This window comes from Labilithrix sp. (genome assembly GCA_019637155.1).
In the GTDB taxonomy this organism is placed as follows: domain Bacteria; phylum Myxococcota_A; class Polyangia; order Polyangiales; family Polyangiaceae; genus Labilithrix.
Genome location: JAHBWE010000001.1, coordinates 373197 through 392264, shown reverse-complemented (window position 1 = coordinate 392264; position 19068 = coordinate 373197). Strand labels below are relative to the sequence as shown.

16 protein-coding genes and 1 tRNA gene are annotated in these 19068 nt (G+C 71.0%); 5 read left to right on the top strand and 12 right to left on the bottom strand.

Translation table 11 applies throughout. The annotated features are described in order from the left end of the window. Positions 1-99: 99 nt before the first annotated feature. From KF837_01725 to KF837_01710, 4 genes are all read right to left on the bottom strand, one after another. Positions 100-1503, bottom strand: coding sequence for a sigma 54-interacting transcriptional regulator (locus KF837_01725; GenBank protein ID MBX3225995.1), 1404 nt, complete (start codon positions 1501-1503; stop codon positions 100-102). Positions 1504-1545: 42 nt separating this feature from the next. Beyond that, entirely contained in the window at positions 1546-3438 is a 1893-nt protein-coding gene (locus tag KF837_01720) for a hypothetical protein (protein MBX3225994.1), read from the bottom strand. 164 nt (positions 3439-3602) lie between these two features. Continuing rightward, positions 3603-3974, bottom strand: coding sequence for a hypothetical protein (locus KF837_01715; GenBank protein ID MBX3225993.1), 372 nt, complete (start codon positions 3972-3974; stop codon positions 3603-3605). Next, the gene (locus tag KF837_01710) at positions 3971-4219 is read right to left on the bottom strand and encodes a hypothetical protein (GenBank protein MBX3225992.1); all 249 of its coding nucleotides are present in this window, start codon (positions 4217-4219) and stop codon (positions 3971-3973) included. Before KF837_01710 ends, KF837_01715 begins: the two co-directional genes overlap by 4 nt. 74 nt (positions 4220-4293) lie before the next feature. Here KF837_01710 and KF837_01705 point away from each other — a divergent pair, with 74 nt between their 5' ends. Further along, a complete protein-coding gene (locus tag KF837_01705; GenBank protein MBX3225991.1) occupies positions 4294-4734 on the top strand; it encodes a thiol-disulfide oxidoreductase DCC family protein in 441 nt (146 codons plus the stop codon). 17 nt (positions 4735-4751) lie between these two features. Next, positions 4752-5612 (top strand): ferritin-like domain-containing protein, encoded by an 861-nt coding sequence (locus KF837_01700; protein ID MBX3225990.1) that lies wholly within the window; start codon positions 4752-4754, stop codon positions 5610-5612. A gap of 90 nt (positions 5613-5702) precedes the next feature. On the opposite strand, the gene KF837_01695 is transcribed toward KF837_01700, so the two are convergent. The 5 genes from KF837_01695 to KF837_01675 all read right to left on the bottom strand — a co-directional run bounded on the left by KF837_01695 (position 5703) and on the right by KF837_01675 (position 12393). After that, entirely contained in the window at positions 5703-6701 is a 999-nt protein-coding gene (locus tag KF837_01695) for a hypothetical protein (protein MBX3225989.1), read from the bottom strand. Positions 6702-6997: 296 nt separating this feature from the next. Then, positions 6998-7070, bottom strand: a tRNA-Ala gene (locus KF837_01690). 53 nt (positions 7071-7123) lie between these two features. Continuing rightward, positions 7124-11326 (bottom strand): sigma 54-interacting transcriptional regulator, encoded by a 4203-nt coding sequence (locus tag KF837_01685; GenBank protein MBX3225988.1) that lies wholly within the window; start codon positions 11324-11326, stop codon positions 7124-7126. Between the two features lie 36 nt (positions 11327-11362). Beyond that, the gene (locus tag KF837_01680; protein MBX3225987.1) at positions 11363-12199 is read right to left on the bottom strand and encodes a hypothetical protein; all 837 of its coding nucleotides are present in this window, start codon (positions 12197-12199) and stop codon (positions 11363-11365) included. A 2-nt stretch (positions 12200-12201) separates the two neighbouring features. After that, positions 12202-12393 (bottom strand): hypothetical protein, encoded by a 192-nt coding sequence (locus KF837_01675; protein MBX3225986.1) that lies wholly within the window; start codon positions 12391-12393, stop codon positions 12202-12204. Positions 12394-12486: 93 nt separating this feature from the next. Here KF837_01675 and KF837_01670 point away from each other — a divergent pair, with 93 nt between their 5' ends. Next, positions 12487-13968 carry a carboxypeptidase regulatory-like domain-containing protein gene (locus tag KF837_01670; GenBank protein ID MBX3225985.1) on the top strand — a complete coding sequence of 494 codons (1482 nt, stop codon included), beginning with the start codon at positions 12487-12489 and terminating at the stop codon, positions 13966-13968. 24 nt (positions 13969-13992) lie between these two features. Here KF837_01670 and KF837_01665 read toward each other — a convergent pair whose 3' ends face one another. From KF837_01665 to KF837_01655, 3 genes are read right to left on the bottom strand one after another with little or no spacing between them, the layout of a single operon-like run. Then, entirely contained in the window at positions 13993-15045 is a 1053-nt protein-coding gene (locus KF837_01665; protein MBX3225984.1) for an alpha/beta hydrolase, read from the bottom strand. A gap of 41 nt (positions 15046-15086) precedes the next feature. Further along, positions 15087-16385: an NAD(P)-binding domain-containing protein gene (locus tag KF837_01660; GenBank protein ID MBX3225983.1), complete on the bottom strand. Its 1299-nt coding sequence runs from the start codon at positions 16383-16385 to the stop codon at positions 15087-15089. Next, on the bottom strand, positions 16382-16699 hold the full coding sequence (locus KF837_01655) for a hypothetical protein (protein MBX3225982.1): 318 nt from the start codon (positions 16697-16699) through the stop codon (positions 16382-16384). The genes KF837_01660 and KF837_01655 overlap by 4 nt, the downstream gene beginning before the upstream one ends. Positions 16700-16790: 91 nt before the next feature. Between KF837_01655 and cls the strand changes: the two genes are divergently transcribed. Together cls and KF837_01645 are read left to right on the top strand one after the other, a co-directional pair. Continuing rightward, on the top strand, positions 16791-18260 hold the full coding sequence (gene cls / locus KF837_01650; GenBank protein MBX3225981.1) for a cardiolipin synthase: 1470 nt from the start codon (positions 16791-16793) through the stop codon (positions 18258-18260). Between the two features lie 153 nt (positions 18261-18413). Beyond that, the gene (locus KF837_01645; protein MBX3225980.1) at positions 18414-19058 is read left to right on the top strand and encodes a hypothetical protein; all 645 of its coding nucleotides are present in this window, start codon (positions 18414-18416) and stop codon (positions 19056-19058) included. Positions 19059-19068 lie beyond the last annotated feature (10 nt).

The window sequence follows — 19068 nt, the reverse complement described above, 5'->3', positions numbered from 1 at the left end:
CGCTCAACCTCGCGCGCGCTCAACCTCGCACGCGCTCAACCTCGCGCGCGCGCTCAACCTCGCGCGCTCAACCTCGCGCGCGCGCTCAACCTCGCGCGCTCAACCTCGCGGGGAGCGCTTTGCGCGGAGGAGCTGGAAGTAGCGGCGCGCGAGGCCCGACGCGGCCGCCGCCTTCGCGACGCTGCCGCCGTGCTGCGCGAGCACGCGCTCGACGTACGCCTTCTCGAACTCGTTCACCACGAGCTCACGCGCACGCGCGAGCGGAAGGTCCTTCGCGAGCACACGCTCGAACAACGTCGCGTGCATCACGTCCGCAACGACCGCGTGCGCCGCCGCCTCGCCCCGCACGGGCGCCGCCAACCCACCCCGCACGGGCGCCGCCAACTCACCCTGCGCGGGCGCGGCGGGCGTCTGCGTGGAGATGGGCGGCGCGAGCTCCTCTTCGCTCCCGAACGCGACGAGGCGCGCGATGCGGTTCTTGAGCTCGCGGACGTTGCCGGGCCACGGATGGCGCGCGAGCTGCGTGAGGAGCGTGCTGCTCGGCTCGCCCGCGCCGCCGAGCTCGCGCCAGAAATGGCGCGCGAGCTCCGCGACGTCGCCGCTCCGCTTCCGCAGCGGCGGCAGCTCCACGCGCGAGACGACGAGCCGGTAATAGAGGTCCTCGCGGAACGCCCCCTCCTGCACGAGCTTGTCGAGGTCGAGCCGCGTCGAGGCCAGGATGCGGACGTCGACCTTGCGCGCCTCGTTCGTGCCGCCGCGCTGCACCTCTCCGCGCTCGAGCACGCGGAGGAGCTTCCGCTGGACCTGCGCGTCGAGCTCGCCGACCTCGTCGAGGAGGAGCGAGCCGCCGTCGGCCTGCTCGAAGATCCCGGCGCGGGAGCCGTCGCCGAAGAGGGTCGGCTCGATCGCGCCCGCGGCCGTCTGCGCGCCGTCGAACACGACGAACGGCCCGTTCGCGCGCGGCCCCGCCTCGTGGAGCGACTCGGCGAGGAGCTCCTTCCCGGTGCCGGTGTCTCCTTCGATGAGGAGCGGCAGGCTCGACGCCGCGAGCTGCTCGAAGAACGGATAGAGCCGCCGCATCGTGCGCGACGATCCGATGAGGCGCCCGAAGCGGCTCTGGTCCGACACCGGCGCGGTGGAGATCTCGTCCTCGACGTCGACGCGGAACGACGTACCGCCGAGCCGCAACGTCTCGCCGCCCCAGAGCGAGGCCTCGACGATCGCGACCTCGTTCGTGAAGGTCCCGTTCTTCGATCCGAGATCGGTGACGTGGAGGCTCGGACCGTGGACCTCGAGCGCGGCGTGACGGCGCGACACGAGCGGATCGGCGAGCTTGATCGCGCACGCGCTGCTCGACCCGACGAGCACGCGACCGGTCGCGTCGGCGGACACGGTGAAGGAGCGCCCCCGCTCGGGCCCTTCGGTACAGACGAGCCGGAAGCTCGCGACGGGCCGCCGGTCGTGCGCTTCGACCTGCGTCTCGGGGACACTTTCTCGAGTCACGTCGCGACGATACCACGCGGCCGTCGCCCCCACTCGCGGAGGTCAGCGCGCCTTCACGCGGATGGCGCCAGTCTGCACCATGTCGCGGCCGTTGCCCCAGAAGTGCGTGACCGAGTGCCAGGGGATGAACTGCGACCAGAGGAAGAAGGTCTTGTTCCGCCCGAGCTGCGTCGCGTCGAGCTTCACGTCCCAGGAGCGATCGAAGCTGGTCTCCGGGCGGATGTACCGCATGTGGTCCTTGCCCTTCGCCTTCTTGACGAAGTGGGTCGCGTCCTCGGAGTTGTAGAGCACGTCGACGTTGCGGCTCGACTCGTCGCCGTTCGTGCCGAGCATCAAGAGGACGCGGTTGTCGCCGTCGATGAAGGGTCCCGCGTGTCCGATCGCGCGGAGCGAGAGCGTCGTGCCGGGGACGTAGTCCTCGATCGTGTCGCCGAGCATGTACTCCTTGCCCTCGTAGGTGACGCGGAGGTCGATGAAGTTGCTCGTATCGTGCACGACGACGCGCCCCTTCGCGATGCCGTCGAGCACGCCGGTCTTCCCGTTGGTCCACACGAAGTCGTCGGCCCAGACCGTCGTCATCGGGCTCGCGACCTCGGCGTTGGTGGGGTCGCACATCGCGCCGCCGCACACGACCTCGTTGTAGTCGTGCGCGTCGCTCCCGCCCACGAGCGCGAACGGCCAGCGCCCGTGCTTCAACATTCCGATGTACGAGCGGTGGATCGGGTTCTCCGGGATGTCGACGCTGAGCCGATCGTGCTTCGACACCGGATTGAAGTCGATCCCGCCGTTGTAGGCGCTGTCGTCCCACTTGTCGTGGCGGTTGGCGCCGTTCCAGACCTCGAGCCCGTCGAAGTCGGTGCTCGTCCAGTCGTATTTGGTCCAGTTCTTCGTAAACCCATCTTCGTGGTTCACGATCGCGAGCCCGTTCATCTCGTGAATGAGCGCGATCTCCTCCGCGTTCGTCGCCTTCCCGTCGACCCAGCGCTCGCGGAACACGCCCGGCCCGGAGCCGGAGTCATGATCGTAATTCGTCGCGTCCTTCGAATACCCCGGCGCGTAAATTGGAGGATTGGGAAACGGGTTCTTTGGCAAGAAGCCAAAGTGCCCGTCGTTCTTGTTCGAGATCTCGGACCCGACCACGAGCAGCACGTCGCCCTTCGATTCTTCGGTGTAATGCTTGACGACGTCGCGCCCGGTCGCCTCCTCCATCGACTCGCTCGCCTGGCAGTATTTCGGGAAGTGACGACCGCACTCCTCCATCTCGTTGTTGGTGTGATCGGAGAACACGAGCCAGTGGAGCCGCCCCCGCAGCGAGTCGCGGCTCCGGCTCGCGAACGTGCGCCCGGCGTCGTCGGTCTTCCCGTTCACCGCGCGCTGGTAGTAGTCGTAGACGGACCCGGACGACTCGTCGCGCTCGCTGTGCTTCGTGTGCACGTGGAGGTCGCCCGAGTACCAGCGGTTGGGGCGCACCTCGAGGCTCCAGCTCTGCGTGACCTCGGGCCCCCACTTACCGCTGCGGAGCGCGCCGCAGTCGGTCCACGCGCGCCACTTCACGCGGAACGTGTAGGTCCCGGGCGCGACGCCGCCGAGGTCCCACTCGACCTTCGCCGCTTCGCGATCGGCGCCGCCCTTCTCGTGGGCGCGCTTCTGTCCCTTCGCGAGCGAGACCTTCGACTCGGCGAGGGTGAGCTTCGCGCCGGCGGGCGCGTCGTCGAGCGTCCACTCGACGCGATCGGTCGCGCACGCTCCGATCGCGGTGCGGAGGTCGAACGCGTAGTACGTGTCCGCGAGCGCCCGCGTCGGCGGCTCCGACGCGAACCCGTAGCTGTCCTCGCTCACCTCGTCCGCCGATGCGCCGACGTCTTCGTCCCCGACCGCCCCGCACGCGAGGAGGACGGCGCCCGACCCGAGAAGAAGCGGAAGGAAGGAGCGCATCACCAACGGGTAAGCGCAAGGAGTAGGCCGTCCCACATCACCCCACCACGCCACGCGCACCCCTTCCCCGCGCCAGTCCTTCCGCACACTTATCGGCTCGCCCATGCGCGGAATGCGCAGCCCCGAAAGCTAGGCCGGGTGGATCAGGCCCCCGGCCGCACGAGTCAAACCGCGAAGACACGTACGAGCCGAAAATGGGCCTGGAGGGCCATCAGGTCATCGGGGTCGGACGTGTAGACGACGCCGCCCCCGCGCGCGGCCGAGGCCATGACGATGGCGTCGATGAGGGTCGCCGTCGGCACCGCCGCGACGGCCTCCCCCGCGACCGAGGCGAGCGCAGCGTCGACGGATTGGATCGTCATGGCGTCGAGGTACGCGCGCATCCGCGCGCTCGGACGGGCACGCCACCACTCCGCGAGAGCCACGCTCGGAACGACGACCTGCGTCGCCGTCTGGGCTGCACCGCGGAGGACACGGAGGATGCGCTCCTTTCGCCGCTCGAGCGCGATGAGCGCGCCCGTATCGAGGGTGATCACCTCGCGGGCCTTCGGCGCGCGCGTCGCTTCGGCCAGTCCTTCACGACCTCGGCGAGCTCGGAAGGGGACAGCTCGGGTACGCCGTCGGCGTCGAGCAGCGTGGTGAGCGCCTCGTTCTTCCTTGCAAGCTCGGTCGTCTCTGCGATGGCGGCCGAGAGGTTGCCGCCATGGAGCAGCTTCGCTCGCTTCCGGAGCCAGGCGAGCGCGGCATCGTCGAGCGTGATGCTGATCTTCGTGGTCGACATACGATCAATCCTACCACGGTAGGACCACGACGACAGCCTGTGCGCCGCGCTCCGGACTGAACTAGACTGCGTGTGTGAGCCATACGGGGCCGGTCGTCTTGTTCGATGGGGTCTGCAACCTCTGCAACGCCGCGGTGCAGTTCATGATCGATCGGGATCCGGCGGAGCGGCTCAGGTTCGCGCCGCTGCAGTCGGACGTCGGGAACGAGCTGCTCACGGCGGCGATGGGGGCCGAGGCGGCGAAGGCGCTGCGCGACGGCGCGACGGGGGACGGCGATCCGGACTCGATCGTGCTCGTCGAGGACGGGAAGGCCTGGACGCACTCGAGCGCGGCGCTCCAGATCGCGCGGCGGATGCGCTTTCCGTGGACGCTCGCGGTGATGCTCTACGTGTTCCCGCGGTTCTTGCGCGACGTCGTGTACCGCTTCATCGCGCGGAACCGCTACCGATGGTTCGGGAAGTCGGACACGTGCCGGATCCCGACGCCCGAGCTCCGAGCGCGCTTCCTGGCCTGATCGGCTACGTTTCGTCCATGGCGACGACGAGCGAAGAACGCACGGGGGGCCCCGGCGCGGTCATCACGCGGACCGGCGATCCCGACTACGACTTCGGCGGCGCGACGTTCGACCTCGACAAGCCCGAGGACCGCGAGATCGTGCGGTTCATCCTCTCGCAGGCGCTCTTCGGCGAGGCGACGGGCGTGTACTGCGGGAAGTCGCTCTACGCCGCGGGCTCGCTCGAGGCGGCGAAGTTCTACGTGCGCCAGGCGAAGCAGGAGCTCGCGCACCTCGGGCTCTTCGCGGACATCTTCCGCACGCTCGACATGAAGCCGATGCCGGCGCACCCGGTCGTGAAGCTGCTCGCGGCGCACAACAACTACTACCCGCTGAAGGTGCTCATGGAGCACGCGATCGGCGAAGGCATGGTCCTCGACATCTTCAAGGACCTCCTCATGCAGACGCTGCCCGACTCCGACCCGCGCGTGCCGCCGATCAAGAAGAAGCTCCGGCTCGTGTGCCGCGAGGAGGAGGAGCACATCGCGTGGGGAGAGAAGGAGACGCGCCGCTTGCTCGCCGAGAAGCCGTGGCTGCGGACGCCGTACTACGGGCTCCTCGAGCTCCAGATGAGCGTGCTCCCGCTCCTCGTGCGCGCGTTCGAGAAGCGCGCCGGCGAGCATCCGGTGCTGAAGCACCTCCCCGGCTTCCTCGCGCACGTCCAGCGCCGCGTCTACGCCCAGGGCAAGGAGCTCGGCTTCGTCCCCCCGGAACGCCCCGGCATCGCGAAGCGCGCCGCGGCGATGGGCATGGGCCTCGCCGTGTTCGCGCGAAGCCAGGTCGCCCGCAGCCACTCACGCCTCGAGAAGATCTACATCGACGAGCTCGGCCTCGGCTGAGCGCACACAAAACGAATCGGCGCGAGAGACATGCTCTCGCGCCGACTCATTCATCGTGTCTTCCGCCGACGCGAGGTCAGCGGGACGCGATCACTTGCAGTACTCGGCGGTCTCGGCCGCCGCGCACTTGCCGTCCTTGCAGGCCAGGCCCTTGGTCGCGTCGCAGAACGGCTTCGTGCCGTCCAGCGCGCAGTCAGCGCCAGTGTCCGCGTACGCGGTGCACTTGCCCTCGACGCACGAGCTCTTGCCCTTGCACACGTCGCCCGCGGCGCAGTCGGCGCCCACGTCCTTGACGGTCGGAGCTTCGTCGGCGCACTTGCCGTCCTTGCAGGTCAGGCCCGCACGGCAGTCCTGAGACGCCGTACCGCCCGGTCCGGGACCGCAGTCGCCGCCGATGTCACGCTTTTTGCCGCACTTGTTGTCGCTCAGGCAGAAGATTCCGGCGAAGGAATCGCAGTTGCCCGCAGCCGCACCCGCGCAATCCTCACCCGCACCCGACGCCTTGACGCACTTGGAGCCGCCGGCGACATCGCAGCGAAGGCCCGGACCACAGATGAAGTTCGCCGGGCAGGCGTCGTTCTCGGCCGGAAGCGACTTGCACGTACCGCAGTCCGCGGACGGCCTCTCGCAGTTGCCGCTCCCGCACTGGCCGCCGAAGTCACACTTCGCGTCGAGGTTGAGCGTGCCCTTCAGACACTCCGCCGGAGTCTCTCCGCACGCGGCGGTCTTCTGCTTCTCGGCGCAAGCCGGATCGACGCCTGGCGGGCCATCGCCCCCGACTGCCGGCCCCGTGTACTTGGTGACCTCCACGCACTCGTCGACCGACGCGTACTTGGCGGCGAACGTGTTCGGGAAGCACTTCTGGTCCGCCTCGCAGGCTGCCTTCGCGGCATCGGCGGCCGGATCGCCGCTCGAGCTACCCGAGCTCGACGACGAGCTCGAGGTCGAGCCGCTCGACGAGGTCGAGGTCGAGGACGATGTCGACGAGGTCGACGAGTTGTTCGCGTCGTCATCGCCGCACGCGACGATCAGCGCGAACGAAGCGAGGCCGAGGACAACAGCGGTCACATAAGAGGAGGTCTTTTTCATGGGCATCTGGCTCTCCAAGTTCCTTTGGCACCGGCCGAGGGAGACGCGTTGGACGGCCACCTCCGGCATGCAATGCAATTACAGGGAGACCGTACTCCCGAACAGAGCAAAAGCCGAGATCGGCGCTGCATTTTGCCGTTATGACGGACAAGGCGTCCGCGAAAACGGACGATGCTCATCGACTCCTGGTGACGCCTCCGAGCGCGATGCGACCCGGCGTCGAACAGCCGCCGTGCGTGACAGGTGCAGCCCCCTGGTTCGGCGCCGTTCCCTTATAGAAACGGCACCTTGTGTTGTGGAGCCGAGGGGGATCGAACCCCTGACCTCATCCATGCCATGGATGCGCTCTCCCAGCTGAGCTACGACCCCGGGAACAGGACGAGGTACTTACTTCGCCTCGCTGCGACTGTCCAGCCGTCCGGTCACGGCGGCGTGATTCCGAGGCGGCGCATCATCTTCTGGAGGCCGAAGCGGGAGACGCCGAGGATTTCGGCGGCGCGGGTTTGGTTGCCCTTCGTCTTCTGGAGGGCGTCCTTCACGAGCTCGGTCTCGAGCGCGTCGACGCGGGCCTTGAGGCCCATGCCCGCTTCGCGCGCGGCGGCGGGGCCTCCGCGCGAGACCTCCTCCGAGAGCTCCGCGACGTCGATGCGATCGTCGGCGAGGACGAGCGCGCGACGCACCTCGTTCTCGAGCTGCCGCACGTTGCCCGGCCACGGGAACGCCGCGAGGCGGTCGATCGCCGCGCGCGTGATCTTCACCTTCTTCCCGCCCGCGTGTTTCTCGACGAAGCGCGCGGCGAGGAGCGGGACGTCCTCGCGCCGCTCGCGGAGCGGGGGGACGCGGACGTTCACCACGTTGAGACGATAGAAGAGGTCCTCGCGGAACGTCCCCGCCGCGACCATCGCCTCGAGGTCGCGATGCGTCGCGCCGATGATTCGGACGTCGACGCGGCGTGAGCGCTCACCGCCGACGGGACGCACCTCGCCGTCTTGCAGCACGCGGAGCAGCTTCGTCTGCATCGAGAGCGGCATCTCGCCGATCTCGTCGAGGAAGAGCGTGCCCTTGTCGGCGACGTCGAAGAGGCCCGCGCGTGTGGCGGAGGCGCCGGTGAAGGCGCCCTTCACGTGGCCGAACAGGGTGGACTCGAGCAGCGGCTCGGGCACGGAGCCGCAATTTTCGCTGACGAAGGGGCGCGCGCCGCGCGGGCCGTTCTTGTGGATCGCGCGCGCGACGAGCTCCTTGCCCGTGCCCGACTCGCCGACGAGCAAGACCGGGACGTCGCTCGCGGTGACGCGGTCGACGAGCTTGAGCATCGCGCGCATCGGCTCGCTGCGCCCGCCGATCTCGTCGTAGCGATACCGCGTGTCGCTCGAGAGCTCCGCCCGCGCCGCGCCGAGCTCCGCCGCGAGGCGTGCGTTCGCGCGCTCCGCCCGCCGCACCGCGCGCCGCAAGAGCGCCTGATCGCGCGCGTCCGCGATCGCGAGCGCGGCCTGGCTCGCGACGAGCCGCACCCACGCGAGCTCGCCGGGCCCGAAGGCGCCGCGCCGCACGCGGTCGTCGAGGTACACGACGCCGAGGACGTCGCCGCGCGCGACGAGCGGCACCGCGAGCACGCTGCGAAGACCGAGCGCGTGCACCGACGACTGGAGATCGCCGACCTGCGCGAACGCGTCGGTGGCGAGGACCGCCGCGCGCGACGCCATCGCGCGCTCGGCGAGGCTCCGCGAGAGGTGCAGCTGATCGCCCGCGAGATCGCGCCGCGCGAGGTTCCGCGCCGCGCGCGGCACGAGGCGGCCGTCGGGCGCGCGCAGGAGCAAGAGCCCGCGCTCGACGCCGGTCCACAGCACCATCGTGTCGAGGACCTGCTCGAGGAGCGGCTTCAGGCGATCGCGCGACGACAGCGCGCGCACGATCGACTCGAGCTCCCCGACCTGCGCCGCGCCGAGGGCCGCACGCTCGTCGTCGTCGGCGATGCCGGAGAGCCACGGCACCGCGGCGAGCGCGGCGCGGTGCTCGGGCGGAGCGCCTTCGCGCAGGACCTGCGAGACGAGCCGGCGCGCGGCCTCGAGGCGCTGCACCGTCTCGCCTTCCCCGCGATCGCGCGCGCTCGTGACGGCGGCCGCGAGCGCGGGCCCTCGCGCCGCGACGGGGGCCGGCACGTCGAGGAGCGCCACGATCTCCGCGACCGGCCGCGGATCGTTCGAGGTCGCCGCGCGCGCCCCCCACCACTCCCAGCGCGTCGCCGCGCTCATCGCGGAGGCGGCGGCGTCGATCGCCTCCGCGTCCACCCGCGCTCCCGGCGCCCACACGAGCACGCGCGCCGCCGCACGCACGCGGTCTTCCTCCGAGGCCTCCGAAGACGAGGTCCCCGAAGACGAGGCCCCTGAAGACGAGACCAGCTCGGCGTGCGCGGCGCGCGCCTCCTCCGCCGCGAGCGGATCGCCGGGCGCCCGCGACTCCACGACCGCCCAGCGCGCATAGGCGGCGGCGCGTCGATCGGCGCCCGCGCGTGCGCGCGCCTCACGCGCGGCACGCTCCGCCTCGTGCGCCGCGCCGACGAGCGCGTAGGCCGCGGCGCGCGAGAGGTGCGCGCGCGTCGCGAGGGCCGGCCGTTCGAGGCGCTCCCACAAGAGCGCGGCGCGCGTCGACGACGAGAGCGCGCTCGCGGTCGCGCCCGCGTCGACCGCCGCCGCGGCGAGCCCGGTCAGGTACGTCGCCTCCTCGACGATCGCCCCCGCCTCCGCCGCGCGCTCCACCGCACGCTGGAACGCCGCGACGCTCGCGTGCGCACGGCCGCGCGCGTGCTCGAGCATCCCGCGCACGCCCTCGAGGCGAGCCCGCGCGAGCCCGGAGGCGTCCACCCCCTCGAGCGCCGCGAGCCCGCGCTCGAACCCGCCGCGCGCATACGCGACGAGCGCACGCATCTCCGCCGCCGCCGCCCCCGCGGCGTCCCCAAGGAGCACCTCCGCCTCGTCGACCGCACCACGATCCCACGCAAGCCGCGCAAGCAGCGAACGCGCCGCATCGCCTCCCTCCGCCGCGCCCGCGTTGCGCGCGTGCGCACCCGCCGCGGCGTCCGCGGGCTCGTCCGGTGCCGCGCCCGCGTTGCGCGCGTGCGCACCCGCCGCGGCGTCCGCGGGCTCGCTCGCCACTTCACCGTTGCGCGCTCGCACGTCCGCCGCCCCTTCCACGTTGCGCGCGAGCGCGCACGCCGTCCTTGCGTCGCGCTCGGCGGCTTCCAGGTCGCCGCGGCGTCTTGCGATCTCGGCGCGCAGCAGCAGCACGGAAGGGTCGTCGCTGCGCGCCTGCGCGAGCGCCGCGAAGGCACGCCCGACCTCGCCGCGACGAAACAGCGCGGCCGCGAGATCGAGCGCAAGCGCGGAGAGCGCCCGCCGCACCGCCTCGTCGCCAATAGACGCATCGCTGAAAGGCGCGTTCGCGCGCACGCCGCTCGCCTCCTCCGCCGCGCCGAAGCCCGCGCCGAAGCCCGCGCCGAAGCCCACGCCCGCCACACGAGGCCGGCCAAGGCAGCTCACCTCCTCCTCCGCGCGCGCGAGGACCTCCTCGCTCGGCCTCGCGCCCACAAGCTCACGCGCGAGCGAGATCCACAGCGCCGGCCCCGCGTCGCGCACGCGCGACGACGCGACCGCGCCGGTGCGGCCGCTCACCTCGTCGAACGTCCACGCCTCCGGGCGACCCCGCGCCGTGAGCTCGAGCAGCCGCGCGGTGAGGGCCTCCTCGTCGTCCGCGATCGTCGGCCAGTGCGCGGCGTCCGGACCGACGAGCGCGACGAGCCAGCGCGAGAGACCGAGCGGATCCAGCGGCCCCTCGCCCGCCGCCAGCCTCGTGCGCCGCACCCGCGCGCGGCGTTCGGCGATCGTCTCGTCGCGGTCCTGCGCCAGCCCGAGGTAACGCGCGGCGGTGTCCGCCACGAACGCCGCCGACGGCCGCGCGCCCGGCGACGGCGCGAGGAGCGCATCGACGAGCGTGCTCATCTCGTTCGGCTCGTTCGCCGAGGTCCCCGCCAGCACCTCGCGCAGCACGAGGCCGAGCGCGTAGAGGTCCGCCGCCGGCGTCGACACGTCACCGCCGCGCTGCTCCGGCGCGAGGTAGCGCGGCGTGCCGCCGAGCAGCGCGCCCTCCGCGACGTCGGCCGCGAGATCGAGATCGACGAGCGTGGCCCCGCGCTCCGCGGCGCGGTCCACCGTCGGCCTCTCGCCGTGCACGAGGATGTTCGCCGGCTTCACGTCGCCGTGACGGACGCCGGCGCGATGCAGCTCGTCGAGCCCACGCCCCACGCCGTGCGCGACGACGGCCGCGAGCTCGACCCGATCGCCGTCGAACGACGCCGGATCGAGCGGAGCGCCTGGCGCCCACTCGAGCGCGAGCCAGTCCTCGCCGCTCCCCAAGAGCGCCGGCCCCCAGCGCCGCTGCACGCGCGCGAGGAGCGCGGCCTCGCGCGCGATCGAGCCCGGCGCGTGACCGCTCGCGACCTTCACCGCCGCCGCCACACCGCCCTCGGTGCGGGCGCGATAGACCACGCCGCCGGTCCCCGCCGCGACGCGCTCGCCGAGCACGAAGCCGGGGACCGTCAACTCCGGTGACGATGGCGGGCCGCGCTTCACCCCAAGAGTGAAGGCGTATTCCCACCGATCGTCAACTCAGTAGCCGGGAGGACCGCCGCCGTACCCGCCGCCCGGAGGCGGGCCGTAGCCCGGCGGACCGCCGTACCCGCCGCCGGGGACCCCGACGACAGGACCCTGCGGTGTGTACGCCGGCGCAGCCGGGCCGGAGCCCGACATGCGCATGTAGATGAGCGCGCGCGCGAGGAGGCAGACCGGCGCCGCGACGAAGAGCCCGAAGCAGCACGCGAGGATGCCGAGGATCGTGATGCCGAGCTCGGCGAGGCTGAAGACGAAGAGCTGCCCCTTCTGGCCGTCCGTCGACTCCCAGCTCCGCTTGAGCGCCTCGATCGGGCCGAGCCCTTGATCGACGACGTAGAACCCGGCGTTGAAGAAGCCGAGCGAGAGGATGACGCCGGGGACGATGAGCAGCAAAAAGCCGAACGCCACCGCGAGTGTGCGGAGCAGCGACATCAGGAGGAACGAGACGAACCGGCCGCCGGCGGAGAAGAAGTCGCCGATCGTGACCGTGTTCTCGCGCGACGCCCGGAGCGCCGCGCGCGTCATGCCCGCGGCGAAGAACTGGGCGACGACCTGCCCGAGGATCACCATCGGCCCGTTGACCGCCCAGTACAGCGACGAGCCCTCCTCGAGGACCCCCGCCGCGGTGAGGCCCGGCGCGACCTGCCCCGGGACCGCGCCGATGAGCGCGCCGACGAAGATGCCGAGCGTCATCGGCGCCCAGTGCGTCTTGTAGATCTCCCAGCCGGACTTGATGACGTCGCTGACGTCCCACGGCTGCGGCTGCCCCATCATCGGTCCCGGCGCCGCCGGCCCCACCGGCGCCGCGGGCGCGGCGTACGGGTTGTACTGCAAGCTCAGACCTTGATGCCGTTCTCGGCGCGGTGACGCCACCACTTGTACGCGAGGTAGGCGGCCGGGATGGCCGCGAGGCCCCCGGTGACGGGTCCGATGAGGACCCCCGCCGCAACCGCGCCGGCCGCTCCCGCGGACGCCACGATCCCCTTTTTCCGCGACTCCTCCAGGACCTCGGTCCGCGTCTTGCTCATGGAGCGAGAGGGTAGACACGACCGCATGGCCCCGCAACAGTCGCAGTGCTAAGCGGGCGCCGGAGTCGACTTATGCGAATCGTCGGGCCTTTCTTGAGCACCTTCCTGCTCGGTGTCCTCCTCCTCGGATCGGGCTGCGGCAGCATCGTCGATTCCCTCTTCGGCAGCGATCCCGAGCCGGACCAGGGCACCTCGAGCTCGAGCGGCGGCTTCGGGACGAGCAGCGGCGCGAGCGGAGGCGACGGCGAAGGCGGCGTCCCGTGCACGAACCTGTGCCTGCGCCAGAAGGTGTGCGCCGGCGGCGGTACGACCTCGCTCACCGGCGTCGTGCGCGATCCCGCCGGGAAGGTCCCGCTCTACAACGTCCTCGTCTACGTCCCGAACGCGCCCGTCGCGCCGATCGTCGACGGCGTGAGCTGCGACCGCTGCGGCAGCGTCTCGGGCGAGCCGCTCGTCACCGCGCTCACCGGCGTCGACGGCCGCTTCAAGCTCGACAACGTGCCCGTCGGCGCGGACATCCCGCTCGTCGTCCAGATCGGCAAGTGGCGGCGGCAGCTCGTGATGCAGAACGTCCCCGAGTGCACGAGCACCGAGCTCGACGCGGAGGCGATCCGCATGCCGCGGAACAAGCGCGAAGGCGACCTCCCCCGCATCGCGCTCACGACCGGCGGCCTCGACACGATGGAGTGCTGGCTCAAGAAGATCGGGATCGACGAGTCGGAGTTCACGATGCCGAGCGGCGACGGGCGCGTGAGCTTCTACGCCGGCGGACAGCCGAGCGGCGTCCTCGCGTCGACGAAGCGCTTCGATCAGGCGCACGGCGGGAGGGACTTCGGCAAGGCGGTCGACTTCTGGTCGAGCCGCGAGCGCCTGATGCAATACGACATGGTGATCCTCTCGTGCGAAGGCGTCACCGACCCCGACAACAAGCCGCCGGAGGCGCTCGTCGCGATGCACGACTACGCGAACGCGGGCGGCCGCATCTTCGCGTCGCACTGGCATCGCTTCTGGTTCGACACCTCGCGGAAGCTCCCGGTCGACGAGGCGGGGCCGGAGCCCGCCGGCAAGATCGTGAGCCCCTTCCCCGAGCTCGCGACGTGGGCCGATCGCAAGAAGCCGTGCAACTCGTCCGACGACTGCGTCGTGAGCGGCACCGTCGACCAGTCGTTCCCGAAGGGCAAGGCGATGCACGACTGGCTCGCGCAGCCCGGCGTCGACGCGCTGACGAACGGCCAGCTCCCGATCGTCGAGGCGCGCCACAACGTCGACGCCGTCGACGCGACGAAGGCGACCTCGTGGATCACGCTCCCCAACGCGCGCGAGGGCGGCAAGACCGCGGTGCAGTACCTCTCCTTCAACACGCCGATCCCGGCGCCGGAGGAGGAGAAGTGCGGGCGCGTCGTGTACAGCGGCCTCCACGTGAGCGCCGGCGACTGGAGCGGCCCCGACTGGCCGAGCGGCTGCCACACGACCGACCTCTCCCCGCAGGAGAAGGCGCTCGAGTTCATGCTCTTCGACCTCTCCTCGTGCATCCAGCCCGACAACAAGGCGCCCGAGCCGCCGGTCGTGAAGTAGGTCTTCGCACGCGAGCGAGCGCGCTCAGCGCCGCGCGAGGATCCCGTCACGCTCCAGCATCGCGGCGAGCGCGCGGAACGCGTCGCCGCGGCCGATCTGGATGAGGTGCGCCCCGCCGACGGTGCGGAGCTCGCAGTCGAAGTGCTTCGCGATCCGCTCTGCGTGCGTCACCGGCGTGATGCGATCGTTCTCGGCCGCGACGACGAGCGCGCGCGTCTTCGGGATCCGCAGCGGCCGCGCGAGCGGGCTCGCGACCCAGTTCGCGCGCTCGAGCGCGGCGTGCTGCTCGTCCGCCTCCGCGCCGAGCCCGAGCCGCCCCTGCTCGCGCGCGAAGTCGGCGATCGACGCAAGCGGGATCATCGGCATGACGAAGTCGATCTCGCCTTCCTCGACGACGGTGGCGACGAGCGACGTCGTGTAGCCGCCGAGGCTCATGCCCATCACGCCGACGTGCGGCGCGCCGCGATCGCGGAGCCAGCGGACGAGGGTGCGCACGTCGGCGACCGCCTGGCGGAAGCCCTCGTTCGTCATCCGCGGATCGGCGCTCGGGAACTTCGGCGCGCCGCTCCGCAGGCCGCCGCGGCCGGCGTGGAACGGCAGGACCGGCAGCGCGACGTCGAGCCCGCGCCGCTGCAGCCACTCGATCGGCCACGTGTTCTCCTCGAGCAGCCACGCCCCCCCCATGTAGCCGTGGATCGCGATGACCGCCGCGCGCCTCTTCCCCGCTCCCAAGTAGAGCCGCGCGCGCGCGGTGCGGTTCTCGACGTGGGAGAGGTACCGATCCGCGACCGCGCTCACGTACGGCTCGAAGGCGGAGCGCCAGTGCGCCTCCGCGACGCCGGGGCGGACGTCGCGGAGGGTGAGGTCGACGTGGCGCGGGCGGGGGAAAAACTCCGCGTGCGCGGCGTCGGAGTAGAGCGACGCCACCGCCGCGAGCTTCGCGAGGCGCTCGGCGTGAGGCATCTTGTCGGCCTCGGCGCGATCGCGGCGGCCGCGCGCCTGGATCGCGGCGGCGAACGCCCGATCGAACGCGCCCGCCGCCACCCCGAGCATCTTGCTGAACGGATCGCTCGCCACGCGCGAACGATCGTAGCTCGATCGTCGCCCTCCGCGCGGCGCTATGCGCGACGCGTGCCGCGGGCGATCTCGCGCCTGAGGTCGAGGAGGTAATCGTCGAAGTCCACCTGCATCGTGTGGCGTTTTGACCTGACGTACCGAGCGAACATGGCTCTTCGCTCCGCCTCGATGCGGCGCTGCATCTCCGGCAGCGGCGGCAAGACGTAGTCGCCTTTGATCCATTTCGCGATCCAGCGCCCCTGCGCCTCCGCGAGCGGCATGATCGCGCCGAGCGGCTGGAGGAGCCCCACGAACGCGAGGCGCGCGCGCCGCGGATCGAAGACGCGCAAGAAGAGCGGTAAGTCGTTGTCCTTCGCGGCGACGAGCGCCTCGTCGAAGAACGGAAACGTGACCTTGTATCCGGTGCAATAGACGATGACGTCCGCCTCCTCCACCGAGCCGTCCACGAAGCGGACGAGGTCGCCCTCGAGGCGCTCGATGTTGGGCTTCGGCGTGATCGCGCCGTGGCTCAAGCGATCGAGGATGCGGCCCGAGATCGTGGGGTGTGCGTCGCCGAGGCGGTGATCGGGTTTCGGGAGGCCGTACCGCGTCATGTCGCCGACGGCGAGGCGATGGACCGCCTCCGCCATCTTCTGGCGGACCTTCCACGGGATCCGCGCCGACGTGAAGATCTGATCGAGCGGCCGCCCGAGCATGTATTTCGGGAGCACGTGCACGCCGCGGCGGCCGGAGAGGAACGTGCGCGCCGCGACCTCGGAGGACTCCACCGCGATATCCATCGCGCTGTTGCCCATTCCGACGACGACGACACGTTTGCCCTCGAGCTCCTTCTTCGATTTGTAGTGGTGCGCGTGCATCTCCCGCCCCGCGAACGTGCCCGGGAACGGCGGATCGGGGAGGAGCGGATCCCAGTGATGGCCATTGGCGACGAGGAGCCAGCCGTACTCGTGAGTCTCCTCTCCGTCCGCGCCGCGGACCCGCACGCTCCAGGTGCCGTCGGGCCTCTCGTCCGCGCGCGCCACCGTGGTGCGGAATCGAATCGTGTCCCGGAACCCGAAATGGTCGACGTAGGCCTCGAAGTACCGCGCGATCTGGCTGTGATGCGGAAAATCGGGATAGTCCCGCGGCATCGGGAAATCGGTGTACTGCATCCGATCGCGCGACGTATTGATGTAGAGGCCCTCGTACGCCGAGGACATCCCGTTCACGTTCCCGAATACCCAGTTTCCGCCGACGCGATCGCTCGCCTCGTAGACGTCGAACGGGATCCCCGCCTCGAAGAGCGCCTTCGCCGCCGCGATGCCCGACGACCCCGCGCCGATGACGCACGCCCGCTTCAAAAGACGTACGGATTCGCGCCCGCCGCGACGAGCTTGGCCGCCTGGCCCTGGATGCGGACCGTCCCGCCGCTGCCCTCCACCGTGACGCGGACGTCCTCCGCGCGGGCGACGACCTCGTGCGGTCCGAGCATCACGACGAGGCGCTGCGGCGAGTCGGGCGCGACGTCGACGCCCACGACGTGGCTCGCGCCGTCGAGGAGCAGGCGCGCGGGCTGATCGCCGGCGAGGCCGCTGTCCGTCGGCGGCGAGACGATGACGACGGTGGAGGTCGAGGGATCGTTCGCGTAGCTGGTGGCGCGCTGCTCGGGGAGCATGGTGGCGCGATCCTAACCCAGATGCGATTTCGCGGCGGCAAGGAAGCGCTTCCGCGACGACGATGACGGGCCGTATTAGTGTGCACGGGCCGTGCTCGTCACGATCCTCACGACGGCCGAGATCGTCTACGTCGTCATCCTCGCGACGTGGATCCTGCTCGAGAAGCGCCCGCCGGTCTCCACCATCGCGTGGATCCTCGCGCTGATCGCGCTGCCGTACGCGGGCTTCGTGGTGTTCTTCTTCTTCGGTCCGCGGCGCATCACGCGAAAACGCATGAAGCACCGGCTCGCCCGCGGGAAGGCCCGCGCGCGGGAGAGCGCGGCCGAGCTCGCGCGCGCGGACGAGGCCAGAGCCTCCACGGCGCCGAGCGATCCCCGCGTCGCGCAGCTCGAGCGCCTCGCGATCGGCTCCGGCGAGCCCCCCGCCTCGTGCTGCGAGGAGGTCACCGTCTTCCACGACGCCGCGTCCACCTACGCCGCGATCGAGCAGGCGATCGCCGAGGCGAAGCTCTACGTCCACGTCGCGTACTACATCTTCGAGTCGGGGCGGGCGGGCGACCGGCTCGCGAAGGCGCTCATCGCGCGCGCGAAGGACGGGCTCACGGTGCGCGTCCTCGTCGACGACGTCGGCTCGAGCGCGCTGAAGAAGTCGCTCGTCCAGGAGATGCGCGACGCGGGCGTCTATTTCGCGCGCTTCCACCCCGTCTCGCTCGCGCGCATCCGGAGCCGCATCGATTTCCGCAACCACAGGAAAATCGTCGTATGCGACGGCGTCGTCGGCTTCACCGGCGGCATCAACGTCTGCGACGACTACGTGCCGGAGGAGGAGACGGAGCGCGGCAGCCGCCGTCGCGTGCGCCGCGGCCAGCCCGCGCCGTGGCGCGACTCGCACGTGCGCCTCCGCGGCGACGCGGTGCGCTGGCTGCAGCTCGTCTTCCTCGACGACTGGCAGTACACGACCGGCTACACCGCACGGAAGCCGAAGTACTTCCCTCCTCCCACGAACGAGGGCGCGCACCGCGTGCAGATCGTCGCGTCGGGCCCCGACCGCGAGGGCGAGCCGATCCAGCGCCTCTACTTCGCCGCGATCGCGCTCGCAGAGACGCGCGTGCTCGTGACGACGCCGTACTTCGTGCCGGACGCGCCGATCCTCACCGCCCTCACCACCGCGGCGCTGCGCGGCGTCGACGTCCGCATCCTCGTGCCGCGCCTCTCGGACTCGCTCGTCGTCACCGCCGCCGCGCGCTCCTACTTCGACGACGTCCTCGCCGCGGGCGGCCGCGTGTTCGAGTACCAGCCGACGATGATCCACTCGAAGACGCTCGTCGTGGACGACTTCTTCGCCGCGATCGGCACCGCGAACCTCGACAACCGGAGCTTCCGCCTCAACTTCGAGGTCACCGCGATCGCGTACGGCCCGCCGCACGCCGACGATCTCGCGGCGCAGTTCGACCGCGATCTCGCGCACGCGAAGGAGATCACGCCCGCGGTCCGCAAGACGAGCCCGCTCCGCTGGCGCCTCGCCGAAGCGGGCGCCCGCCTCCTGAGCCCGCTCCTGTAGTCGCCGGCGCGGACGATTTTCTTCTCCACAGCTTCGCGCGCGCCCCTCGCGGCGCCGCGCGAAAACCCTCCCGATCCCGTCCCCATCCCCTCCACAGGTTCTCCCGCGCCGCCCTGTTGCGAGCGACGGAGCAGTCTCGTAGAGCGAGCCGCGATGGAACAGACGAACGTCGATCGCGCCCTCGCGGCACTGGAAGAGCAGCATGCGGACGACCCCGAGCGCGCGACGATGTTGCGCCTCAGCCGTCGGTTCAAGACGACCTGGATCGAGCTCGGCGAGGCGCTCTCGCGCGTGAAGAAGGACAAGTCCTGGGAGCGCTGGGGCTACGACGGCTTCGAGAGCTACGCGAAGGCGGAGCTGAAGCTCCGCGCCGACACGGTCGAGAAGCTGACCGGCAGCTTCATGTTCCTCCACCGCCGCGCGCCGGAGGTGCTGAAGCGCGATCCGATCGGCGAGACGCTCCCGAGCTACATGGCGATCGACTACCTGCGCCGCGTCGAGGAGAAGGCCGAGGCCGACGACTCGATCCCGAAGGAGGCGGTCGCGGAGGTGCGCCACAAGATCCTCGACGAGGGGGCGCCGATGGCGAAGGTCGCGCGCCTCTACAAGGACACGCTCTTCCCGACGACCGAGCACCAGAAGCGCGAGGCGGCGCGGAAGGACATCAAGAAGGTGGCGTCGAAGCTGCGCGACCTCCTCGCCGAGACGGACTCGATCCCGAAGAAGATCTCGTCGCAGGTCGGCGAGTCGCTCGACGAGCTCCTCTCCGAGCTGAACGCCGAAGCGAAGGCGGCCTGACGCGCTAAGC

Bases quoted from the DNA above. Each gene is read 5' to 3' on its own strand.
- KF837_01720 (MBX3225994.1), bottom strand. From the start codon at position 3,438: ATGCGCTCCTTCCTTCCGCTTCTTCTCGGGTCGGGCGCCGTCCTCCTC.
- KF837_01710 (MBX3225992.1), bottom strand. From the start codon at position 4,219: ATGTCGACCACGAAGATCAGCATCACGCTCGACGATGCCGCGCTCGCC.
- KF837_01700 (MBX3225990.1), top strand. From the start codon at position 4,752: ATGGCGACGACGAGCGAAGAACGCACGGGGGGCCCCGGCGCGGTCATC.
- KF837_01695 (MBX3225989.1), bottom strand. From the start codon at position 6,701: ATGAAAAAGACCTCCTCTTATGTGACCGCTGTTGTCCTCGGCCTCGCT.
- KF837_01675 (MBX3225986.1), bottom strand. From the start codon at position 12,393: ATGAGCAAGACGCGGACCGAGGTCCTGGAGGAGTCGCGGAAAAAGGGG.
- KF837_01655 (MBX3225982.1), bottom strand. From the start codon at position 16,699: ATGCTCCCCGAGCAGCGCGCCACCAGCTACGCGAACGATCCCTCGACC.
- KF837_01645 (MBX3225980.1), top strand. From the start codon at position 18,414: ATGGAACAGACGAACGTCGATCGCGCCCTCGCGGCACTGGAAGAGCAG.